This is a genomic window from Methylobacterium sp. Leaf112, from assembly GCF_001423295.1.
GTDB lineage: Bacteria > Pseudomonadota > Alphaproteobacteria > Rhizobiales > Beijerinckiaceae > Methylobacterium.
This window is the reverse complement of the sequence record NZ_LMNG01000001.1, coordinates 340,528-357,310: the sequence shown is the minus strand read 5'-3', so window position 1 is coordinate 357,310 and position 16,783 is coordinate 340,528. Positions and strand designations below refer to the sequence as shown.

At 69.2% G+C, this 16,783-nt stretch carries 18 protein-coding genes; 8 read left to right on the top strand and 10 right to left on the bottom strand.

Annotated elements, in window-relative coordinates; genetic code table 11:
• Positions 1–104 precede the first annotated feature (104 nt).
• The 3 genes from meaB to ASF52_RS01695 all read left to right on the top strand — a co-directional run bounded on the left by meaB (position 105) and on the right by ASF52_RS01695 (position 2,210).
• A complete protein-coding gene (gene meaB, locus ASF52_RS01705) occupies positions 105–1,109 on the top strand; it encodes a methylmalonyl Co-A mutase-associated GTPase MeaB (RefSeq protein WP_056166512.1) in 1,005 nt (334 codons plus the stop codon).
• Entirely contained in the window at positions 1,106–1,786 is a 681-nt protein-coding gene (locus ASF52_RS01700) for a pyroglutamyl-peptidase I family protein (RefSeq protein WP_082515146.1), read from the top strand. The genes meaB and ASF52_RS01700 overlap by 4 nt, the downstream gene beginning before the upstream one ends.
• A gap of 70 nt (positions 1,787–1,856) precedes the next feature.
• Positions 1,857–2,210 carry a CsbD family protein gene (locus ASF52_RS01695; protein WP_056166510.1) on the top strand — a complete coding sequence of 118 codons (354 nt, stop codon included), beginning with the start codon at positions 1,857–1,859 and terminating at the stop codon, positions 2,208–2,210.
• 46 nt (positions 2,211–2,256) lie between these two features.
• On the opposite strand, the gene ASF52_RS01690 is transcribed toward ASF52_RS01695, so the two are convergent.
• Positions 2,257–3,042, bottom strand: a complete 786-nt coding sequence (locus ASF52_RS01690) for a 3-hydroxybutyrate dehydrogenase (RefSeq protein WP_056166969.1) — start codon at positions 3,040–3,042, stop codon at positions 2,257–2,259.
• Positions 3,043–3,195: 153 nt separating this feature from the next.
• Between ASF52_RS01690 and ASF52_RS01685 the strand changes: the two genes are divergently transcribed.
• The 3 genes from ASF52_RS01685 (at position 3,196) to ASF52_RS01675 (ending at position 7,804) form a co-directional block, all read left to right on the top strand.
• Positions 3,196–5,349 (top strand): protein-disulfide reductase DsbD family protein, encoded by a 2,154-nt coding sequence (locus ASF52_RS01685; RefSeq protein WP_056166507.1) that lies wholly within the window; start codon positions 3,196–3,198, stop codon positions 5,347–5,349.
• Between the two features lie 28 nt (positions 5,350–5,377).
• Positions 5,378–6,610: an MFS transporter gene (locus tag ASF52_RS01680; RefSeq protein ID WP_056166503.1), complete on the top strand. Its 1,233-nt coding sequence runs from the start codon at positions 5,378–5,380 to the stop codon at positions 6,608–6,610.
• Positions 6,611–6,742: 132 nt separating this feature from the next.
• Positions 6,743–7,804 carry a GSU2403 family nucleotidyltransferase fold protein gene (locus ASF52_RS01675; protein WP_056166500.1) on the top strand — a complete coding sequence of 354 codons (1,062 nt, stop codon included), beginning with the start codon at positions 6,743–6,745 and terminating at the stop codon, positions 7,802–7,804.
• 17 nt (positions 7,805–7,821) lie between these two features.
• Here ASF52_RS01675 and tolB read toward each other — a convergent pair whose 3' ends face one another.
• The 6 genes from tolB to ruvB form a co-directional block, all read right to left on the bottom strand.
• Complete coding sequence (gene tolB, locus ASF52_RS01670; protein WP_082478747.1) at positions 7,822–9,144, bottom strand: Tol-Pal system beta propeller repeat protein TolB; 1,323 nt, start codon at positions 9,142–9,144, stop codon at positions 7,822–7,824.
• A gap of 129 nt (positions 9,145–9,273) precedes the next feature.
• The gene (gene tolA, locus ASF52_RS01665; protein ID WP_056166964.1) at positions 9,274–10,584 is read right to left on the bottom strand and encodes a cell envelope integrity protein TolA; all 1,311 of its coding nucleotides are present in this window, start codon (positions 10,582–10,584) and stop codon (positions 9,274–9,276) included.
• A gap of 46 nt (positions 10,585–10,630) precedes the next feature.
• Entirely contained in the window at positions 10,631–11,077 is a 447-nt protein-coding gene (locus tag ASF52_RS01660) for an ExbD/TolR family protein (protein ID WP_056166497.1), read from the bottom strand.
• Between the two features lie 24 nt (positions 11,078–11,101).
• Positions 11,102–11,818, bottom strand: coding sequence for a protein TolQ (gene tolQ, locus ASF52_RS01655; protein ID WP_056089202.1), 717 nt, complete (start codon positions 11,816–11,818; stop codon positions 11,102–11,104).
• A 190-nt stretch (positions 11,819–12,008) separates the two neighbouring features.
• Positions 12,009–12,452: a tol-pal system-associated acyl-CoA thioesterase gene (ybgC, locus tag ASF52_RS01650; protein WP_056166494.1), complete on the bottom strand. Its 444-nt coding sequence runs from the start codon at positions 12,450–12,452 to the stop codon at positions 12,009–12,011.
• Between the two features lie 38 nt (positions 12,453–12,490).
• A complete protein-coding gene (gene ruvB / locus ASF52_RS01645; protein ID WP_200937371.1) occupies positions 12,491–13,576 on the bottom strand; it encodes a Holliday junction branch migration DNA helicase RuvB in 1,086 nt (361 codons plus the stop codon).
• 125 nt (positions 13,577–13,701) lie between these two features.
• On the opposite strand from ruvB, the gene ASF52_RS01640 reads away from it, so the two are divergent.
• Positions 13,702–14,286 (top strand): Uma2 family endonuclease, encoded by a 585-nt coding sequence (locus tag ASF52_RS01640; RefSeq protein ID WP_056166492.1) that lies wholly within the window; start codon positions 13,702–13,704, stop codon positions 14,284–14,286.
• Positions 14,287–14,327: 41 nt separating this feature from the next.
• Here ASF52_RS01640 and bfr read toward each other — a convergent pair whose 3' ends face one another.
• From bfr to ruvA, 3 genes are all read right to left on the bottom strand, one after another.
• Positions 14,328–14,825 carry a bacterioferritin gene (gene bfr, locus ASF52_RS01635; RefSeq protein WP_056166488.1) on the bottom strand — a complete coding sequence of 166 codons (498 nt, stop codon included), beginning with the start codon at positions 14,823–14,825 and terminating at the stop codon, positions 14,328–14,330.
• Between the two features lie 62 nt (positions 14,826–14,887).
• A complete protein-coding gene (locus ASF52_RS01630; protein WP_056089217.1) occupies positions 14,888–15,157 on the bottom strand; it encodes a (2Fe-2S)-binding protein in 270 nt (89 codons plus the stop codon).
• 239 nt (positions 15,158–15,396) lie between these two features.
• On the bottom strand, positions 15,397–16,014 hold the full coding sequence (ruvA, locus tag ASF52_RS01625; RefSeq protein WP_056166485.1) for a Holliday junction branch migration protein RuvA: 618 nt from the start codon (positions 16,012–16,014) through the stop codon (positions 15,397–15,399).
• A gap of 74 nt (positions 16,015–16,088) precedes the next feature.
• Between ruvA and ASF52_RS01620 the strand changes: the two genes are divergently transcribed.
• The gene (locus ASF52_RS01620; protein WP_082478748.1) at positions 16,089–16,754 is read left to right on the top strand and encodes a YceI family protein; all 666 of its coding nucleotides are present in this window, start codon (positions 16,089–16,091) and stop codon (positions 16,752–16,754) included.
• Positions 16,755–16,783: the final 29 nt, after the last annotated feature.

The following is a 16,783-nucleotide window of genomic DNA, read 5'->3' as shown; positions in this document are numbered from 1 at the left end:
GCCCCAGTCCCACACCGAACATCGACGCGGACAAAGGCGGGCGCGTCGCGCAATAGGCGGCACGCCCCCTCGACGAATGCCGGTCGGCCCGGCAAGAAGTGGGCATGGCCCTCTCCTCATCCCCGCCGCCCGCCCTCGACATCGACGCCCTGCGCAACCGGTTGCTGGCCGGCGACCGGGCTGCCCTCGCCCGCGCCATCACCCTGGCGGAATCGAAGCGCGCCGACCATCGCGCCGTGGCGCGGGACCTCATCGCTGCGGTGCTACCCCAGACCGGCCGCGCGATCCGGGTCGGGATCACCGGAGTGCCGGGGGTGGGCAAGTCGACGACCATCGACGCGCTGGGCGCCAATCTCACGGCCGCCGGCCACAAGGTGGCGGTGCTGGCCGTCGATCCGTCCTCGACGCGCACGGGCGGCTCGATCCTCGGCGACAAGACCCGCATGGCGCGCCTGGCACTGGATCCCAACGCCTTCATCCGCCCCTCCCCCTCGTCGGGAACCCTCGGGGGCGTCGCGGCCAAGACCCGCGAGACCATGCTGCTCTGCGAGGCGGCGGGGTTCGACGTGATCCTGGTCGAGACCGTGGGCGTCGGCCAGTCGGAGACGGCGGTGGCCGATCTCACCGACTTCTTCCTCGTCCTCATGCTGCCGGGCGCCGGCGACGAGTTGCAGGGAATCAAGAAGGGCATCATCGAACTCGCCGACATGATCGCCGTCAACAAGGCCGACGACGGCGAGGGCGAGCGCCGGGCCAGTGCGGCCGCCTCGGAATATCGCGCCGCCCTCCACATCCTCAGCGCCCCGAGTTCGACCTGGACGCCCCCCGTGGTCACCGTCTCGGGCCTCAACAACAAGGGGCTCGACGGGATGTGGGACCGCGTCGTCGACCACCGCAACAAGCTCACGGCCACGGGCGAGATCGCCAAGAAGCGCCGCGCCCAGGACGTGAAGTGGATGTGGGCGCTGGTCCACGAGCGCCTGCACCAGCGCCTCGTCGGGTCCGCCGAAGTCCGCCGTCAGACGGCCGAGGCCGAGGCCGGGGTGTCGCGCGGCGAATCCTCCCCCGCCGCCGGGGCCGAGGCCATCGCCACCCTCATCGGCCTTTGAGCCGGGGCCACCTCCTCGTCACCGGGTTCGGGCCGTTCCCCGGCGTGCCCGTGAACCCGAGCGCCGTGGTGGCGCGCCGCCTCGTCGCCCTCGCCCGCCGCCACGGCCTCGCGGGCGGCGATGTCCGCCTCCTCGTCCTACCCACCACCTATGGGGCCATTCCGACCCATCTGGTTCCCGCCCTCACGGAGCCACCGGCCGCCGTGCTGATGCTGGGCGTGGCGCGCCGCGCCACGCGGGTCCGGGTCGAGTTTCGGGCGCGAAACCGGGCGAGCCGGCTATTCCCGGACGCATCGGGGGCCCTTGCGCGATGTCTCGCCCTGTCGGCGGACGGACCGTCAGAGCGCCGCGCGCACGTCGCCGCGCAGGCCCTCGTGGCCCTGCGCCGCAACGGCATCCGGGCGATCCCGTCCCATGATGCCGGCCGCTACCTCTGCAACGCCGCGTATTACCGGGCGCTGGCCGAGAACATCCCGGTGCTCTTCGTCCACGTTCCGCCCCTACCGCCGACCGGGCGTCTCGGGTTGCGGCGCGCACCGGCCGTCGAGACCCTGGCGGCCGCCCTGGTGACGGTGGCCCGCGGACTCCTCGCGGGACGGTCGGTTCACCCTGTCGGCGGGAAGCACCGAGAAAATCCGATCGATGCGGTGCCCAATCGGATCTCGGGCGTTCTGTGAACGTCGGATGCGGGCGTGCCACGCCCCGGCGGCATCGAACCCGCATCGAAGCTCAACGAGGAGACGCATCATGGTGGACACGGATCGCATCGTCGGAACCGCCAAGGATCTCGGCGGCCGCGTGCAGGGGGCCGTGGGCGACGCCCTCGGGTCACAGCGCGACTCCGTCGAGGGGCGCTACCGCGAGGCGCAGGGGCGCGCCCAGGACGCCTACGGCCAGGCCAAGGACACCGTGCGCGACGTCGCCGACAACGTCAGCGACTACGCCGGCGACGCCTACGAGCGCATTCAGGATCGTGGCGGCGCCTATTTCCGCGATGGCACCAGGGCCGTCGAGACGCGGGTGGAGGAGAATCCCTTCATCGCGCTCCTGCTCGCGGGCGCCGTCGGCTACGGCCTCGCCCTGCTGCTCCACCGCCGCTGAAGAGTCCAACGCGCCGCCCCACCGGGGCGGCGCGACCCGGAGCGTCCTACTGCGCCGTCCAGCCGCCATCCATGGCGAGGTTGGCGCCCGTCATCTGGCTCGCCGCGTCCGAGCACAGGAACACCGCGAGCGCCGCGACCTGATCGACGGTGACGAATTCCTTGGTCGGCTGGGCCTTGAGCAGCACGTCGTTGATGACCTGCTCCTCGGTCAGCCCGCGCGCCTTCATGGTGTCGGGGATCTGGCTCTCCACCAGGGGGGTCCAGACATAGCCCGGCGAGATGCAGTTCACCGTGATGCCGTGGGTGGCGAGTTCCAGGCCCGCGCTCTTGGTGAGGCCGGCGATGCCGTGCTTGGCCGCCACGTAGGCCGACTTGAACGGCGAGGCCACGAGGGAATGGGCCGAGGCGGTGTTGATGATCCGCCCCCAGCCCCGCTTCTTCATGCCCGGAATGGCGGCCCGCATGGTGTAGAACGCCGAGGAGAGATTGAGCGCGATGATGAGCTCCCACTTCTCCGGCGGAAAGTCCTCGATGGGCGAGACGTACTGAACGCCGGCGTTGTTGACGAGGATGTCGACGGCCCCGAAGGTCTCCTCCGCGAGGGTGATCATGCCGGCGATCTCGTCGGGCTTGGTCATGTCGGCGGCCGAGTGGATCGCCCGCACGCCGAACTCGGATTCGATCCCGGCCCGGGCCGTCTCGATGGCGTCCGGCGACCCGAACCCGTTCAGCACCACGTCGGCGCCTTCCCGGGCGAAGCCCCGCGCGATGGCGAGGCCGATGCCGCTCGTGGAGCCGGTCACGATTGCGGTCTTGCTCTTGAGGCTCATGGAGATCTCCCGGATCGCGCGGCGACGCGCGCCATTCATCACTGGCAAAATCCTGCCCGATGGGGCGCGGCAAGTCGATGCGCTCGGCCCCGGGCGCGGCGTGCTATAGCGACGGGCGACGCCCCATCGTCACGGGCGACGCACAGGGACGTCATGATCCGGTTCCTCGCCTTGCTGGCGCTCAGCCTGTCCGGCCTCGTCGGCGCGTCCGCCCAGGGGCTCAAGCTCCCGTCCGACCTCGTCACCGCGAGCCTCGTGGCCGAACCCGCCGCGATCCGCCCCGGCGAGCCCTTCACCGTCGGCATCCGCATGGTGATGCGGCCGAACTGGCACGTCTACTGGCGCAACCCCGGGGATTCGGGCCTGCCGCCCGAGGTCGGCTGGTCATTGCCCGCGGGTTTCGCGGCCGGGGCCCTCGACTGGCCGGCACCCCACCGCATCCCCGTCGCCCACCTGATGAACTTCGGCTACGAGGGCGAGACCGTCCTGCTGGCGCAGGTGACGCCGCCCGAGGCCCTGGCGCCGGGCAAGCCCGTGACCCTTAAGGCCCATCTGAGCTACCTCGTCTGCGAACGAGAATGCGTGCCGGGCACGGCGGACCTGCGCCTCGCCCTTCCGGTGGCGCAGGCCGGAACCAGCACCGGCACCAATCCGCAGACCCGCGCGCTGTTCGCGCAGGCCCGCGCCGCCCTGCCGGTGCCGTCGCCCTGGCCGGTGCGGACCATCGCCGCGAAGGATCGCCTGACCCTGACGATGGAGGCGCCGAGCCTCGCACCCGATTCCGTCTCGAGGGTGGCGTTCTTTCCCTATGCGGAGACCGCCATCGAGAACGCGGCCGCGCAGGACCTGCGGATCGACTCCGCCGGCCTTCGGCTCGCGCTGGTTCGGGGCAATCCCGACGACGCGGCGCCGGCGACGCTTCCCGGCGTCCTCACCTTCGACGAGACGACGCCCGAGGGACCCATCCGGCGCGCCTATGCCGTCGGCGAGGCGCCCGCCATCGCCGCCCCCGCCACGGACGCCCTGGCCGCCCCGCCGATTCCGCAGGAGGAGGACGGCCTGACCCTGTGGAGCGCCGTCGGCCTCGCATTCCTGGGCGGCCTCGTGCTCAACCTGATGCCGTGCGTGTTCCCGGTGTTGTCCATCAAGATCCTGAGCCTCGTGCGACATTCCGGGGAACCCCCGGCCCGGGTCCGCCTGCACGGCGTCGCCTACACGGCCGGGGTGCTCGCGGCGTTTCTCGGTCTCGCGGGTCTGCTCATCGGCCTGAAGGGCGCGGGCGCCGGCATCGGCTGGGGCTTCCAGCTACAATCGCCCGTGGTGGTGGCAGCCCTCGCCTATCTCCTGTTCGGCATGGGTCTGAGCCTGTCCGGGGTCGTTCATCTCGGCGGCGGCATCGCCGGGCTCGGCGACGGCCTGACCCGCCGCGCGGGGTTGCAGGGCTCGTTCTTCACCGGCGTACTGGCCACAGTGGTGGCGACCCCCTGCACGGCGCCCTTCATGGGGTCGGCCGTGGGGTTCGCCCTGACGCAGGCCCCGGCCGTGGGTCTGGCGGTGTTCGCGAGCCTCGGCTTCGGCCTCGCCTTGCCCTTCCTCGTCCTGACTGCATGGCCCGCCGCCCTGCGCGCCCTGCCGCGCCCCGGTGCCTGGATGGATGTTCTGAAGGGCGTCCTGGCTTTCCCGATCTACGCCACGGCGGCGTGGCTGATCTGGGTGCTGGCGCAGCAGGTCGGACCGTCCGGGCTGCTCGCCGCCCTGTTCGGCCTCGTGCTCGTGGGCTTCGCCGCGTGGGTTTGGGAGCGCGGGCACGGCGCCCGCCCGGCCTGGAGCTGGATCGCGCGGGGCACGGCGTTGGCCACCCTCGCGGGTCTCGCTCTCCTCACCCTGAACCTGTCCCACGACCGCGCCGGCGCGGTCGCGCGCGCGGACGGCACGGAGGCGTTCACCCAGGCGCGGCTCGACGCGCTGCTGGCGGAGGGCCGACCCGTCTTCGTCAACATGACGGCGGCGTGGTGCATCTCGTGTCAGGTCAACGAACGCACGGCCTTGGGGACGCAAGCCGTGCGCGACGCGCTGTCGGCGCGCGGCGTGGTCTACCTCAAGGGCGACTGGACCAATCAGAACCCCGAGATCACCGCGTTCCTCGCCCGTCACGGCCGAAGCGGCGTGCCGCTCTACCTCCTCTATGCGAGCAAGACCGCCCCCGTGGTCCTCCCACAAATCCTGACGGCCGGGACGGTGCTGGACGCTCTCGCGATCCTGCCCGCCCTGCCCCGCAGCGCCGCCTTGGCCCCACAGGAGCGCTGAGCGACCCGACGACGATCCGACGGACCCGATGACCGAACCTTCCGCGCCGCGCTGGAGCGTGTTCCGCAACGGCGACTTTCGCCTGTACGGCGCCGCCCGCTTCCTCACCGGCCTCGCCTTCCAGATGCAGGCCGTCGCGGTGGGCTGGTTCGTCTACGACCTGACCCATTCGGCCCTGGCGCTCGGCCTCGTGGGGCTGGCGAGCTTTCTGCCCGCCATGCTCTCGGCCCTGGTCACGGGGCATGTCGCCGACACCTACGACCGCCGCCTCGTGGCGTCCCTGGCCTACGCCACCCTCGCGGCGGCCGATCTCGGGCTCCTGGCCTTCGCCCATTACGGCACGGGCGCGATCTGGCCGATCTACGCCCTCGTGGTGGTCATCGGCACCGGCCGCGCCTTCGCCAACCCGGCCCTCCAGGCCCTGCTGCCGACCCTGGTGCCGCGCCCCCTGTTCGGTTCGGCCATCGCCTGGAACGCCTCGCTGTGGCAGAGCGCGTCGATCCTCGGGCCGGCACTGGGTGGCCTCCTCTACGTCCTCGGCCCGGCCGTGGTGTTCGGCACGGCCGCGTTCAGTTTCGCCCTCGCCAGCGCCCTCATCGCGGCCATCCGCTTCCGCCCCGCGCCCGTCACCGAGCGTCCGCCGGTGACCTGGGCGACCCTGTCGGCCGGCCTCACCTACATCCGCGACCACCCGGTGGTGCTCGGCGCCATCAGCCTCGATCTCGTGGCGGTGCTACTCGGCGGCGCCACCGCCCTCCTGCCGATCTTCGCCGCCGAGGTGCTGCATGTCGGCCCCCTCGGCCTCGGGGCGCTCCGCAGCATGCCGGCGGCCGGGGCCGTGCTGGTGGCCGTCTATCTCGCCTACCGGCCGCTCCAGCGCCATGCCGGGCTCCGCATGCTCCAGGCCGTCGGGGTGTTCGGCCTCGCCACGATCGGCTTCGGTCTCTCGACTTCTCTTCCCCTGTCCATGGCCTGCCTGTTCGTGACGGGGGCCGCCGACATGATCAGCGTCTATGTCCGCCAGACCTTCGTCCAGGGCGAGACGCCCGACGCCATGCGCGGCCGGGTCTCGGCGGTGAACACCGTCTTCATCGGCGCCTCCAACGAACTCGGCGAGTTCGAATCGGGAACCCTGGCCGCCCTCATCGGTGCCGTCCCGGCGGTGGTGCTCGGCGGCCTCGCGACGCTGCTTGTGGCCGCCGCCTGGGGGCGGATCTTCCCGGCGCTCAAGGCGCGGGACCGGCTGCTGCCGGTGGAGTGAGGCGCCGATTATCCCTCCCGCGTACCATTCTCGTCGGAATATGGATAATCGCTGCAAAATCAGTCGCTTCTCGGCTTGGGTTGCGTCATTATCCCTCTGGCGGCAGTAAACGCCTGCTTTAGGGATAATCCGATGTCCCTCAGTGACTTGAATGGCGATCAGGCACGGCAGACCATCGATGTCGACCAAGTGTTCTCAAGCTTCGCGATGGCGCGGGGCGAGTGGGCGCGACGGTACAGGGGCTCGATGTCGTGGAAGACCGTGGGTGGGCGCGACTACCTTTACCGGAAGCGGTACGAGGCCTGGAAATCCCTCGGGCCGCGCACACCCGAGACGGAGGCGATGGCCACCGGGTTCCATGAGGGACGGGCGCAGCTACAGGAGCGGATCGCGGGCCTCACCGCACGTCTCGACGCCATGGCGCCGGTCAATCGCGCCCTGAACCTCGGGCGCCTGCCCGTGATCGCGGCGCGTATCCTTCGCGCCCTGGACCAAGCCGGGCTCATCGGGGCCGGTATCGAGGTCGTGGGGACGAATGCCCTGTTCGCCTACGAACGGCTGGCAGGCGTGCAGATCGCCGGTGCGCATCTCGCGACGGCGGATGTCGATCTCCTGTTCGACGCGCGGCGTTCCCTCCGGCTCCTCGCGCCCGAGGTCTCGGCCACGGGTGTGGTGGGCCTCCTGCGAAAGGTCGATCGCTCGTTCGAGGTCCTGGGGCGGAGCGGGGTCCGGGCGGTCAACCGGGACGGCTACCTCGTCGATCTCATCATGCCGGCGATGAAGGATCGGATGGCCAAGCCACTGCGAAGCCGGATCGGGACCGAGGCGACGGACCTCGAAGCGGCGGAGATCGAGGGGTTGGGCTGGCTTGTGAGCTGTCCAAAGGCCACGGCAACGGTCATCGACGCACGCGGCTACCCCCTGACCATGGTGGTTCCCGACCCACGGGCGTTCGCCCTCCACAAGCTCTGGCTCGCGGGCCGCGAGGACCGCGAGCCAGTCAAGCGGCTGCGCGATCAGGCACAGGCGAAACTCATCGCGGGTCTCGTGACCAGCCGCCTCCCGCACCTGCGCTTCGACGATCCAGCCCTGGCCGCCCTGCCGCGCGCCCTGCGCGAGCAGGCCACGCTGCTGACCGCCGCCACGAGACGGGATACGGCCTTGGCGCCGCCCCGCCTCGAGCCGGACTGGTAGCCCTGATTTGCCCGGTCCTACTTGCCCGCCAGCAGCGGCGACCACGTCGGATCGGACGCGTAGGACGGCGTCGGCACCGGTTGCTCCACCTTGCCGGTGATGTCGACCATGTAGAGCTTGCCGCCGCCCTGGCCGCCGGGATCGCGGAAGAACAGCACGTACTGGCCGTTGGGCGCGAAGGTCGGGCCTTCGTTGTGGAAGCCTTCCGTGAGCACGCGCTCGCCCGAGCCGTCCGGCTTCATCACGCAGATGGCGAAGCCGCCCTTGCGCTGGCGGGTGAAGGCGATGAGGTCGCCCCGTGGCGACCAGGCCGGCTGCGACGCCGAACCTTCGCCGAACGAGATCCGGGTCGGGTTTCCGCCCGTGGCGCTCATGACGTAGACCTGCTGCGAGCCGCCGCGATCGGATTCGAAGACGATCTGGCTGCCGTCCGGCGAGAAGGTCGGCGAGGTATCGATGGCGTTGCCGTTGGTGATCGGCGTCTGTGCCTTTGAGCCGAGATCCATCACCACGATGTCGGCGTTGCCACCCTCCTGAACGCTCATGACCAAGCGTCGGCCGTCGGGCGAGAAGCGCGGGCTCGTGCTCATGGAGCCGGCCTTGCCCACCGCCTGGCGGCTGCCGGTTTCGAGGTTGATCACCTGGATGCGCGGCGGCTGGCCCGTCGCCTGGGTCATGAAGGCGATGTCCTGGGTCGCGGGCGAGTAGCGCGGGGCCACCACGGCCGTGTCGCCGTTGGTCAGCGCACGCACGTTGGCGCCGTCCTGATCCATGACCATCAGGCGCTTGCGGCGGTTCTCCTTCGAGCCGGACTCGTCCACGAAGGCGATGCGGCTGTCGAACCAGGGGCCGAGGCCGGTGATCTTGGTGTAGACCGCGTCCGAGATCAGGTGCCCCGTGCGCCGGGCATTGGCGGTGTCGGCGCCGTATTGCTGGCCCGTCATCTGCTGGCCCGAAGTCACGTCCCACAGGCGGAACTCGACCTTGAGCTTGCCCGAGGGATCGCGCGAGACCCGGCCCGTCACCAGGGCCTGCACGCCGGCCGTGCGCCACTTGTCGAAGCCCGGCACCGCATCGAAGCCGGGGCTCTCGGGAAACTTCGCTTTTTCGACGGGCACGAAATACCCGGAGCGGCGCAGATTGTTCGTCACAACGCTGGAGACGAGGAGTCCGAGGCTCGGATCGCCGGAGAAGTCGGTCACCGCGATGGGCATCGGCTGGAACGCGCCGCCGCCGATGCGCAGGTTGAGCTGCGCGCGCGCCGGCCCGGTCAAGCCGAACAGCACGAACGCCAGGGCGGCGAGGAGGGGCGCCAGGCGCGGAAGCGGGATTGAGAGCATGGGGATGTCCGAAGTTCTGGGAGTGTCTGTCCGGGGCGGCGCCGGGACCGCCATGCGCGAGGGCGATGTCGCGCGGGCGGGCTCACGGCACCGAGGAACGGCCCGGATCGGCGGATGGAGGCCGGCGCATCAGACCCGCGAAAACTCGAATTCCGCGTTGATCGCCTTCCAGTCGTTGTAATACGGCGCGTACTGGGCGGGGATCTTGTAGGGCGCACAGCGGCGCACGGCACGCTGGGCCGCCTCCGCGATGGAGCGATCGACGGCGTTGGCACCGCCGCGCATGATCTTGGGTTCCGTCGTCAGGCCGCCGTCCGGATTCAGGCGGATGTCGAGCATCGGCAGGATCACGCCCTGCGCCGCACCGGGGGGGGCGACGTAGCAACGCTCGATCTGTTGCTGGAGCATGCCGACGAGGGCCTCGCGCAGGGACGGCGACAAGCGCTGCGAATTGCCCGAGGCCGCCCCGAGGGAGGCCGTGCGCTGCACGTCGCGGCCGGTGGCGCCGGTGGATTGCGACGGCGCCTTGGAGGCCAGCAGTTGGCGAATATCGCCGGCGCTGAACTTTTCGGCGAGCTCGGCCTGCTTCTTCGCCTTGGCCTCGGCATCGGCCTTGCCCTTCGCATCCGCCAAGGCTTTGGCTTTCGCCTTGGCGGCGGCCTCCGCTTTGGCCTTCGCGGCCGCGTCCGCCTTGGCCGCTGCCTCGGCTTCAGCCTTCGCCTCGGCAACTTCCTTCTGGTGCTCGGCTTCGGCCTTCTTCGCTTCGGCCTTCGCCTTGGCTTCGGCTTCCGCCTTCTCGGCCTTGGCCTCCGCTTCGGCGCGGGCCTTGGCCTCGGCCTTCCTGGCTTTGGCGGCTTCGGCCTTGGCTGCCTCCGCCTTGGCGGCGGCGGCGGCCTCGGCCTCTTCCTTCTCGATGAGCTGGGCGAGTTGCTCGCGCTTCACGGCGGCCGCCTTCGCCTCCGCCTTGGCGGTCGCGGCGGCTTTCGCTTCGGCGGCGGCTTTTGCCTCCGCCGCAGCCTCGGCCTTGGCGGCGCGGGCGGCTTCGGCCTTGGCCGCTTCCGCCTTCGCGGCCTTCGCCTCCGCAGCCTTGGCTTCTGCCGCCTTGGCCTCTTTGTCGGGGTCGGGCTCGTTGACGCGCAGCGGCATCTCCTCGGCGCTCGCGACCTTCATGTCGGCGGGGCGCTTCGGGGGGGCCGGGGCATCGACCTTGGCGTTCTCGGGCTCGCGTTCCTCGGCCTTGTCCGCCTTGCGGTCGGCCCGCGGCTTGGCGTCCGGCTGGGGCTTGTCGGCGTTGGTCTCGCCCTTGGTGAGCTCGGAATATTGCTGCTCGGTCATCACCTCGACGGGCACGCCCTCCTGCGCATCGGGCAAGGCCGGGGCCGCGACGGTGAGCATCGCCGCCGTCAGCACGGCGACGTGAACCCCCGCCGAGATCCACATGCCCGGTTCGTTGCGCTTGAAGGGAAGCTTCACGACTGCGCGCCCGCTACTTCTGATCGGGCTCGGTGACGAGGGCGACCTTCTTGAAGCCGCCGCCGGTCACGATCGCCATCACCTGGGCGACCCGGCCGTAATCGACCCGCTTGTCGCCGCGCACGAAGACGCGCTCCTCGAAGCCGGACTTCGAGGCCTCGGTGAGCTTGGGGACGATGCTTTCGTCGCCGAGTTCGTCCTCGCCGAGGAACACCTGTCCGGTCTGGCGGATGGAGAGCGTCACCGGCTTGGTGTCGGAGTTGAGCGGGCTCGCCTTGGATTGCGGCAGGTCCAGGGGCACGCCGACCGTCATCATCGGCGCCGCCACCATGAACACGATGAGCAGCACGAGGACGACGTCGATGAACGGCGTCATGTTGATCTCGTTGATGGCGCCCTGGCGCCGGCCGCGCCGCCGCCGTCCGCCCCCGCCCTGTGCCGCGCCGTGGGCCATGCCCATGATCGTCCCTCGGTTCTGCTGGGGTCAGGCGACGAGCGACAGGCGCTCGTCGATCTGGCGGGAAAGGATGGCCGAGAACTCGTCGGCGAAGCCCTCGAGCCGCGACTGCTGCTTCGACACCGTCGATTGCAGCTTGTTGTAGGCGAGCACGGCGGGGATGGCCGCGAACAGACCGATGGCGGTGGCGAACAGGGCCTCGGCGATGCCGGGCGCCACCACGGCGAGCGAGGTGTTCTTCGACGCAGCGATGGAGGTGAACGCCGTCATGATGCCCCAGACCGTGCCGAACAGGCCGATATACGGGCCGGCCGAGCCGATGGAGGCGAGGAACAGCAGGCGCGATTCGAGACGCTCGACCTCGCGCTGGATGGTGACGTCGAGGACCTTGTCGATGCGCTGGGACAGGCTCTGGATCTGGCGGCCGGAGCCCTCGAACGAGCGCTTCCACTCGCGCATGGCGGCCACGAACAGGGCGCCCTGCCCGACGGCCGGCTTGTCGTTGAACGAGCGGTAGAGCTCCTCGAGGGAACGCCCGGACCAGAACGCCTCCTCGAAGGCATCCATCTCGGCCTTGGTCCGGCGGAACAGCAGGGTCTTGTCGACGATGATCGACCAGCACCAGACTGAGGCGCCCAGCAGACCCACCATCACGACCTTGACCACGAAATGGGCCTGCAGGAACAGGCCCAGCAGGGTCATGTCGGGGGCCGGCATGGCCTGCATGGCATCGGCTGGGTTCATGACACGATCCTTGAAAAACCCCAGGGCGGGACCGCCGCCGGACCGGTGGCCGGTCGTCGCGCGTCAACCGGAACCTTGAGGTATTTCAACGCTCAATGGTCCGCGAATCTGTCGAAAGTAAGGGCCGTGCCGCGCCGTGGTTGCGGTGCGACCGTGCCCTTGCGTCAGACAGTTTAAGCGCCCGTCAGGGTTAAGGATTGGTTGAGGAAGCAGGTCCGGCTGCACGACCGAATGCCGCGCGCAGTCCGTCCGGCAGCCGGATCGCGCGGGCGTCCCGCACGCAGGCCACCACCACTTCGGCCGTGACCAGGAGATCGTCCCCGCGTCGGACCTCTTGGGCCAGATGCATGGAGGCGCCCTTCATGGCGGCGGTCCAGGTCCGCACGTCGAGGAGGTCGTCCATCCGCGCGGGCCGCGCGAAGTCGAGAACCATCCGGCGCACGACGAAGTGCAGGCCGGCGGCATCCCGGTGCAGGTCCGACTGATCGCCCGCCAGAATCCGCAACAGTTCCGTGCGCCCGCGCTCCATGAAGCGCAGATAACTCGCGTGATAGACGAAGCCGGAGAAATCGGTGTCCTCGTAATAGACCCGCACGGGCAGGCGATGGACGCCGGAGAGATCGATTTCGCTCAAGGGGCGGGTCTCCTGTGACGACGCGCGAAGCGGCTCTTTCACGCCTCCGGATCTGTGGGAAACAAGCCGAACTGCGAGCCCGGATCGCGGCGGGGCTCGGGGAAGCCCATGTGGCGGAACGCGTGCGGCGTCAGCATGCGCCCGCGCGGGGTTCGCTGCACAAAACCCTTCTGGATCAGGTAGGGCTCGATGATGTCCTCGATGGCGTCGCGCGGCTCGGACAGGGCCGCCGCGATGGTCTCGATGCCCACGGGGCCGCCGTTGAAGGATCTGGCGATCATCGTCAGGTATTTGCGGTCCATGACGTCGAGGCCGGCGGGGTCGACGTCGAGGAGCTGCAGCGCCCTGTCGGCGATGGCCCGCGTCACGGTGGGCGCGTCGGCCACGATGGCGAAGTCGCGCACGCGGCGCAGCAGGCGTCCGGCGATGCGGGGCGTGCCGCGTGCGCGCTTGGCGATCTCGTTGGCGCCCTCCTCCGACATGCCGAGGCCGAGCACGCGGGCCCCGCGCCGGACGATGAGTTCGAGTTCGTCGACGTCGTAGAATTCGAGGCGGATCGGGATGCCGAAGCGGTCGCGCAAGGGGGTGGTCAGCAGGCCGGCGCGGGTCGTCGCCCCCACGAGGGTGAACTTCGGCAGTTCGATCTTCACCGAGCGCGCCGCCGGCCCCTCGCCGATGATGAGATCGAGCTGGTAATCTTCCATGGCGGGATAGAGGATCTCCTCCACCGCCGGGTTGAGGCGGTGGATCTCGTCGATGAAGAGCACGTCGCGCTCTTCCAGATTCGTCAGCTGGGCCGCGAGATCCCCCGCCTTGGCGATGACCGGCCCGGAGGTGGAGCGGAAATTCACCCCGAGCTCGCGCGCCACGATCTGCGCCAGGGTGGTCTTGCCCAGGCCCGGCGGGCCGACGAACAGCACGTGATCGAGGGCCGAACCGGTCTTCTTCGCCGATTCGATGAAGACGCTCATGTTGGCGCGCGCCGCGCGCTGGCCGATGAACTCGGCCAGACTCAAGGGGCGGATGGACGATTCGAGATCGTCCTCGCGGCGCTCGGGTGTGAGGAGCGAGTCCGGCAGCGGGTGGAGGGTCGGCGATTTCGGAGATTTGGGAAGCTTGCTCACACGGGCTCTCGGTGGGGCCCGGCGGGGCCTGGCGTCCGGCATCTGTTCTCCCGGCCGATGTCGCACACCGGCGCGGATCGCGCTACATTCGTGGCGTCGGCGAGTGGCTGCCAGGGAAGCGCACGATGGGCAACGCCTTCGCGAACTTCGAGATGATGGGTTTCGACGACTTCGAGGAGTTGCTGGCCGATAAGCCGCGCAACGAGCGCTGGGAGCTGATCGGCGGGCGCGTGGTCCGCATGATGGTCGGCGCACGCTGGGAGCACGGTCGGATCGTGCAGAACATCGCAAGCCACCTTCACCAGGGCTTTCGTGCGAAAGGCTCATCCTGCCAGACGTTTGCCGAGACGTTCTATCTAAAGAGCCGCCCCCTCGACGCCGCGTTGTTGCCTGACGTTCTCGTGGTCTGCGGCGGAATCCAAGCAGGCGCCACTTCGGTCGACAATCCCACGGTGCTGATTGAAGTGCTCTCCCCCGGCACCGAGGCACGCGACCGCCTTGAAAAGTGGCGAATCTACCAGCAGCTTCCGGCTCTGCAGCATTACGTCCTCGTGGCACGCGACCGACCGCACATCGAAGTTTACGACCGGGTCGGCGGGGCCTGGAACGGCTTTCGGGTCATCGATGGACTTGACGCGACGCTCGAACTCTTCGCGATCCAAGCGTCCCTGCCCTTGAGCGAAGCCTATTGGGGTGTATTTGAGGCTTGAACAGGACCGCGGCGCCCTGGGCGCCGCGGCGTGTCGTCAGATCACTCGGCTTCCGGCGCGATGGCTTCCAGGCCGCCGATGTGCTTCTGCGCGTAGAGCGGCAGGCCGACCTGGGAGATCAGCTCGAGCTGGGTCTCCAAAAAGTCGATATGGCCTTCCTCGTCCTCGGCCAGATCCTCGAACAGGCGCTTCGACACCCGGTCGTTGATCGAATCGCAGTACTTGGCGGCCTCGAGATAGAGGGCGCGCGCCTCGGTCTCGGCGGCGAGATCACACTCGATGATCTCCTGCACGTTCTGGCCGATCCGCAGGGGATCGAGTTCCTGCAGGTTGGGAAAGCCGTCGAGGAACAGGATACGATCGACGAAGCGATCGGCATGCTGCATCTCTTCAATGGATTCCTTGCGCCAGAACTTGGCCAGGTCGATGTAGCCCCAGTCGTTGAGCATGCGGAAATGGAGCCAGTACTGGCTCACCGCCGTCAGTTCGCTGCGCAGCCCCCGATTGAGGTACTCGACGACCTTCGCATCACCCTTCATCCGCCCATTCTCCCTTGAGGCATATCAGTGCCGGAAGGGAACGTGGCGCCTCGCACAGGCGCTCAGGCGGCGATCCCTTCCTCCGCAGTTTGGAGCTTGACCAAACTACAGCCGGTTGCGCAAGTCGTCGAACACGCATGGCCGGCCTCCTCGAGGGCGGCTTGCAGGGCGTTCTGCATGATCGAGCGGATGGTGCGGGCGCAGCGCCCGCATTTCGGACTGCAGCCGAGGCAGGCCTGGACCTGGGCCGGCGTGCGGGGGCAATCCGGGCCGCGATGGAGGCAGGCACGGACCGCGTTGTCGGACAGGACGTTGCAGGAACAGACGATCATGCGGGACCGAAACTCGCGCTGGGCATCGTGCCGTTGGGGAGGGTGGCGGGAAAATCTCAACCCGGCCACCATGTTGGACGCTACATTAGAATTATTGGAAACTGCTTTGTTTTCAACACCTTAGTACTTGAAGGAAGATCTGGCAATTCCGGCGGCCATCGTCAAGCGGACAATTACGTTGCGCGCCAGCCATCTTTTCACGAGGTTTCGATCCGGCCTCGGGCCTTCGCCACTCCGTCTCAGCGAGCAAGTTCGCGAAGGCCCAATCGAATCAAGGTCTTGGCCTCGGCGCCCTCGCCGGCGCCCGCCAGCACGGCCGCGATGGCAGCCGAGGCCTGAACCGGCGCGTAGCCGAGGTTGACCAGGGCCGAGACGGCATCGGCCACGGGCTGGGGTGCGGAGCGGTCCTGAACGGCACCGTTGAGGGCGATGACGGATGGATCGATGGGGGCGAAGGCCGGGGCCTTGTCCTTGAGTTCGGCCACCAGCCGGGCAGCGAGGCGCGGGCCGACGCCGGGCGCGCGGGCCACCGCCGTCTTGTCCCCGAGCGCAATGGCGGAGGCCAGGGCCTCCGGCTCCAGCACGGAGAGCAGGCCCAGCGCCACCTTCGAGCCGACGCCCTGCACGGTCTGGAGCAGGCGGAACCACTCGCGTTCCGGGTCCGAGCGGAATCCGTAGAGGCGGATCATGTCCTCGCGAACATGGGTGTCGATGGCGAGTTGCGCGGCCTCGCCGATGGCGGGCATCCGCTGCAGCGTGCGCGCCGAGCAATGCACCACGTAGCCGACGCCCTGGACATCGAGGATCACGAAATCCTCTCCGTAGGAATCCACGAGGCCCTTCAGCTTGCCGATCATGCGAAGTCTCTTATCAGAGGGGTCGGCGCGATGCCCGGGACAGGGCCGGGCGGCCGGGGAATTGGAGGGGCGACATGAAGCACGGATCCGTCATCATCGCTGTGCGAACGGGCCTGCGCGCCGTCGTGCTGCGCAGTACCACCGTTCTCGTCCTGGCGCTGCCGGGGCTCGCCCATGCGCAGGACCCGGCGCCCCCTTCGCCGACCACCGACCCGACGCAGGTGCGACCGGGGGGCTACAAGCTCGATCCGGCCCACGGCAAGATCACGTGGTCCCTGAGCCATCTCGGCTTCTCGACCTATTACGGCCAGATCACCGACGTGGCGGCCGACGCGAGCCTCGACGCGAAGGCGCCGGAGAAGAGCCGCCTCAGCGTCACGGTGGGAACGCCCAGCATCACCGGCCTCAACGACCGGCTCGACACGCATCTGAAGAGCGCGGACTTCTTCGACACGCAGAAATTTCCGACCGCGACCTTCGTGAGCACGTCCGTGGAGCCCACGAGCCCGACCACGGCGCGGGTCAACGGCACCCTGACCCTGAAGGGCGTCGCCAAGCCGGTCTCGTTCGACGCTACGTTCAACCAGGCCGGGCTTCACCCCGTCGACAAGCTCTACACCGTCGGCTTCGACGGAAGGGCGGTGATCAAGCGCTCGGAGTTCGGCATCACCGCCTACCTGCCGATGGTGGGCGACGAGGTGACCCTGCGCCTGGAAGGCGAGTTCAAGGCCGTGCCCTGAATTTCGGCCGAACCGGGTACCGGACGAGG

Excerpts from the sequence above, each read along its gene's own strand:
- ASF52_RS01685 (WP_056166507.1), top strand. The coding sequence starts at position 3,196 with ATGATCCGGTTCCTCGCCTTGCTGGCGCTCAGCCTGTCCGGCCTCGTC.
- ASF52_RS01690 (WP_056166969.1), bottom strand. The coding sequence starts at position 3,042 with ATGAGCCTCAAGAGCAAGACCGCAATCGTGACCGGCTCCACGAGCGGC.
- ASF52_RS01675 (WP_056166500.1), top strand. The coding sequence starts at position 6,743 with ATGTCCCTCAGTGACTTGAATGGCGATCAGGCACGGCAGACCATCGAT.
- ruvA (WP_056166485.1), bottom strand. The coding sequence starts at position 16,014 with ATGATCGGCAAGCTGAAGGGCCTCGTGGATTCCTACGGAGAGGATTTC.
- meaB (WP_056166512.1), top strand. The coding sequence starts at position 105 with ATGGCCCTCTCCTCATCCCCGCCGCCCGCCCTCGACATCGACGCCCTG.
- ASF52_RS01680 (WP_056166503.1), top strand. The coding sequence starts at position 5,378 with ATGACCGAACCTTCCGCGCCGCGCTGGAGCGTGTTCCGCAACGGCGAC.
- ASF52_RS01660 (WP_056166497.1), bottom strand. The coding sequence starts at position 11,077 with ATGGGCATGGCCCACGGCGCGGCACAGGGCGGGGGCGGACGGCGGCGG.
- ASF52_RS01695 (WP_056166510.1), top strand. The coding sequence starts at position 1,857 with ATGGTGGACACGGATCGCATCGTCGGAACCGCCAAGGATCTCGGCGGC.
- tolA (WP_056166964.1), bottom strand. The coding sequence starts at position 10,584 with ATGTGGATCTCGGCGGGGGTTCACGTCGCCGTGCTGACGGCGGCGATG.
- tolB (WP_082478747.1), bottom strand. The coding sequence starts at position 9,144 with ATGCTCTCAATCCCGCTTCCGCGCCTGGCGCCCCTCCTCGCCGCCCTG.
- ASF52_RS01640 (WP_056166492.1), top strand. The coding sequence starts at position 13,702 with ATGGGCAACGCCTTCGCGAACTTCGAGATGATGGGTTTCGACGACTTC.
- bfr (WP_056166488.1), bottom strand. The coding sequence starts at position 14,825 with ATGAAGGGTGATGCGAAGGTCGTCGAGTACCTCAATCGGGGGCTGCGC.
- tolQ (WP_056089202.1), bottom strand. The coding sequence starts at position 11,818 with ATGAACCCAGCCGATGCCATGCAGGCCATGCCGGCCCCCGACATGACC.
- ASF52_RS01620 (WP_082478748.1), top strand. The coding sequence starts at position 16,089 with ATGAAGCACGGATCCGTCATCATCGCTGTGCGAACGGGCCTGCGCGCC.
- ASF52_RS01630 (WP_056089217.1), bottom strand. The coding sequence starts at position 15,157 with ATGATCGTCTGTTCCTGCAACGTCCTGTCCGACAACGCGGTCCGTGCC.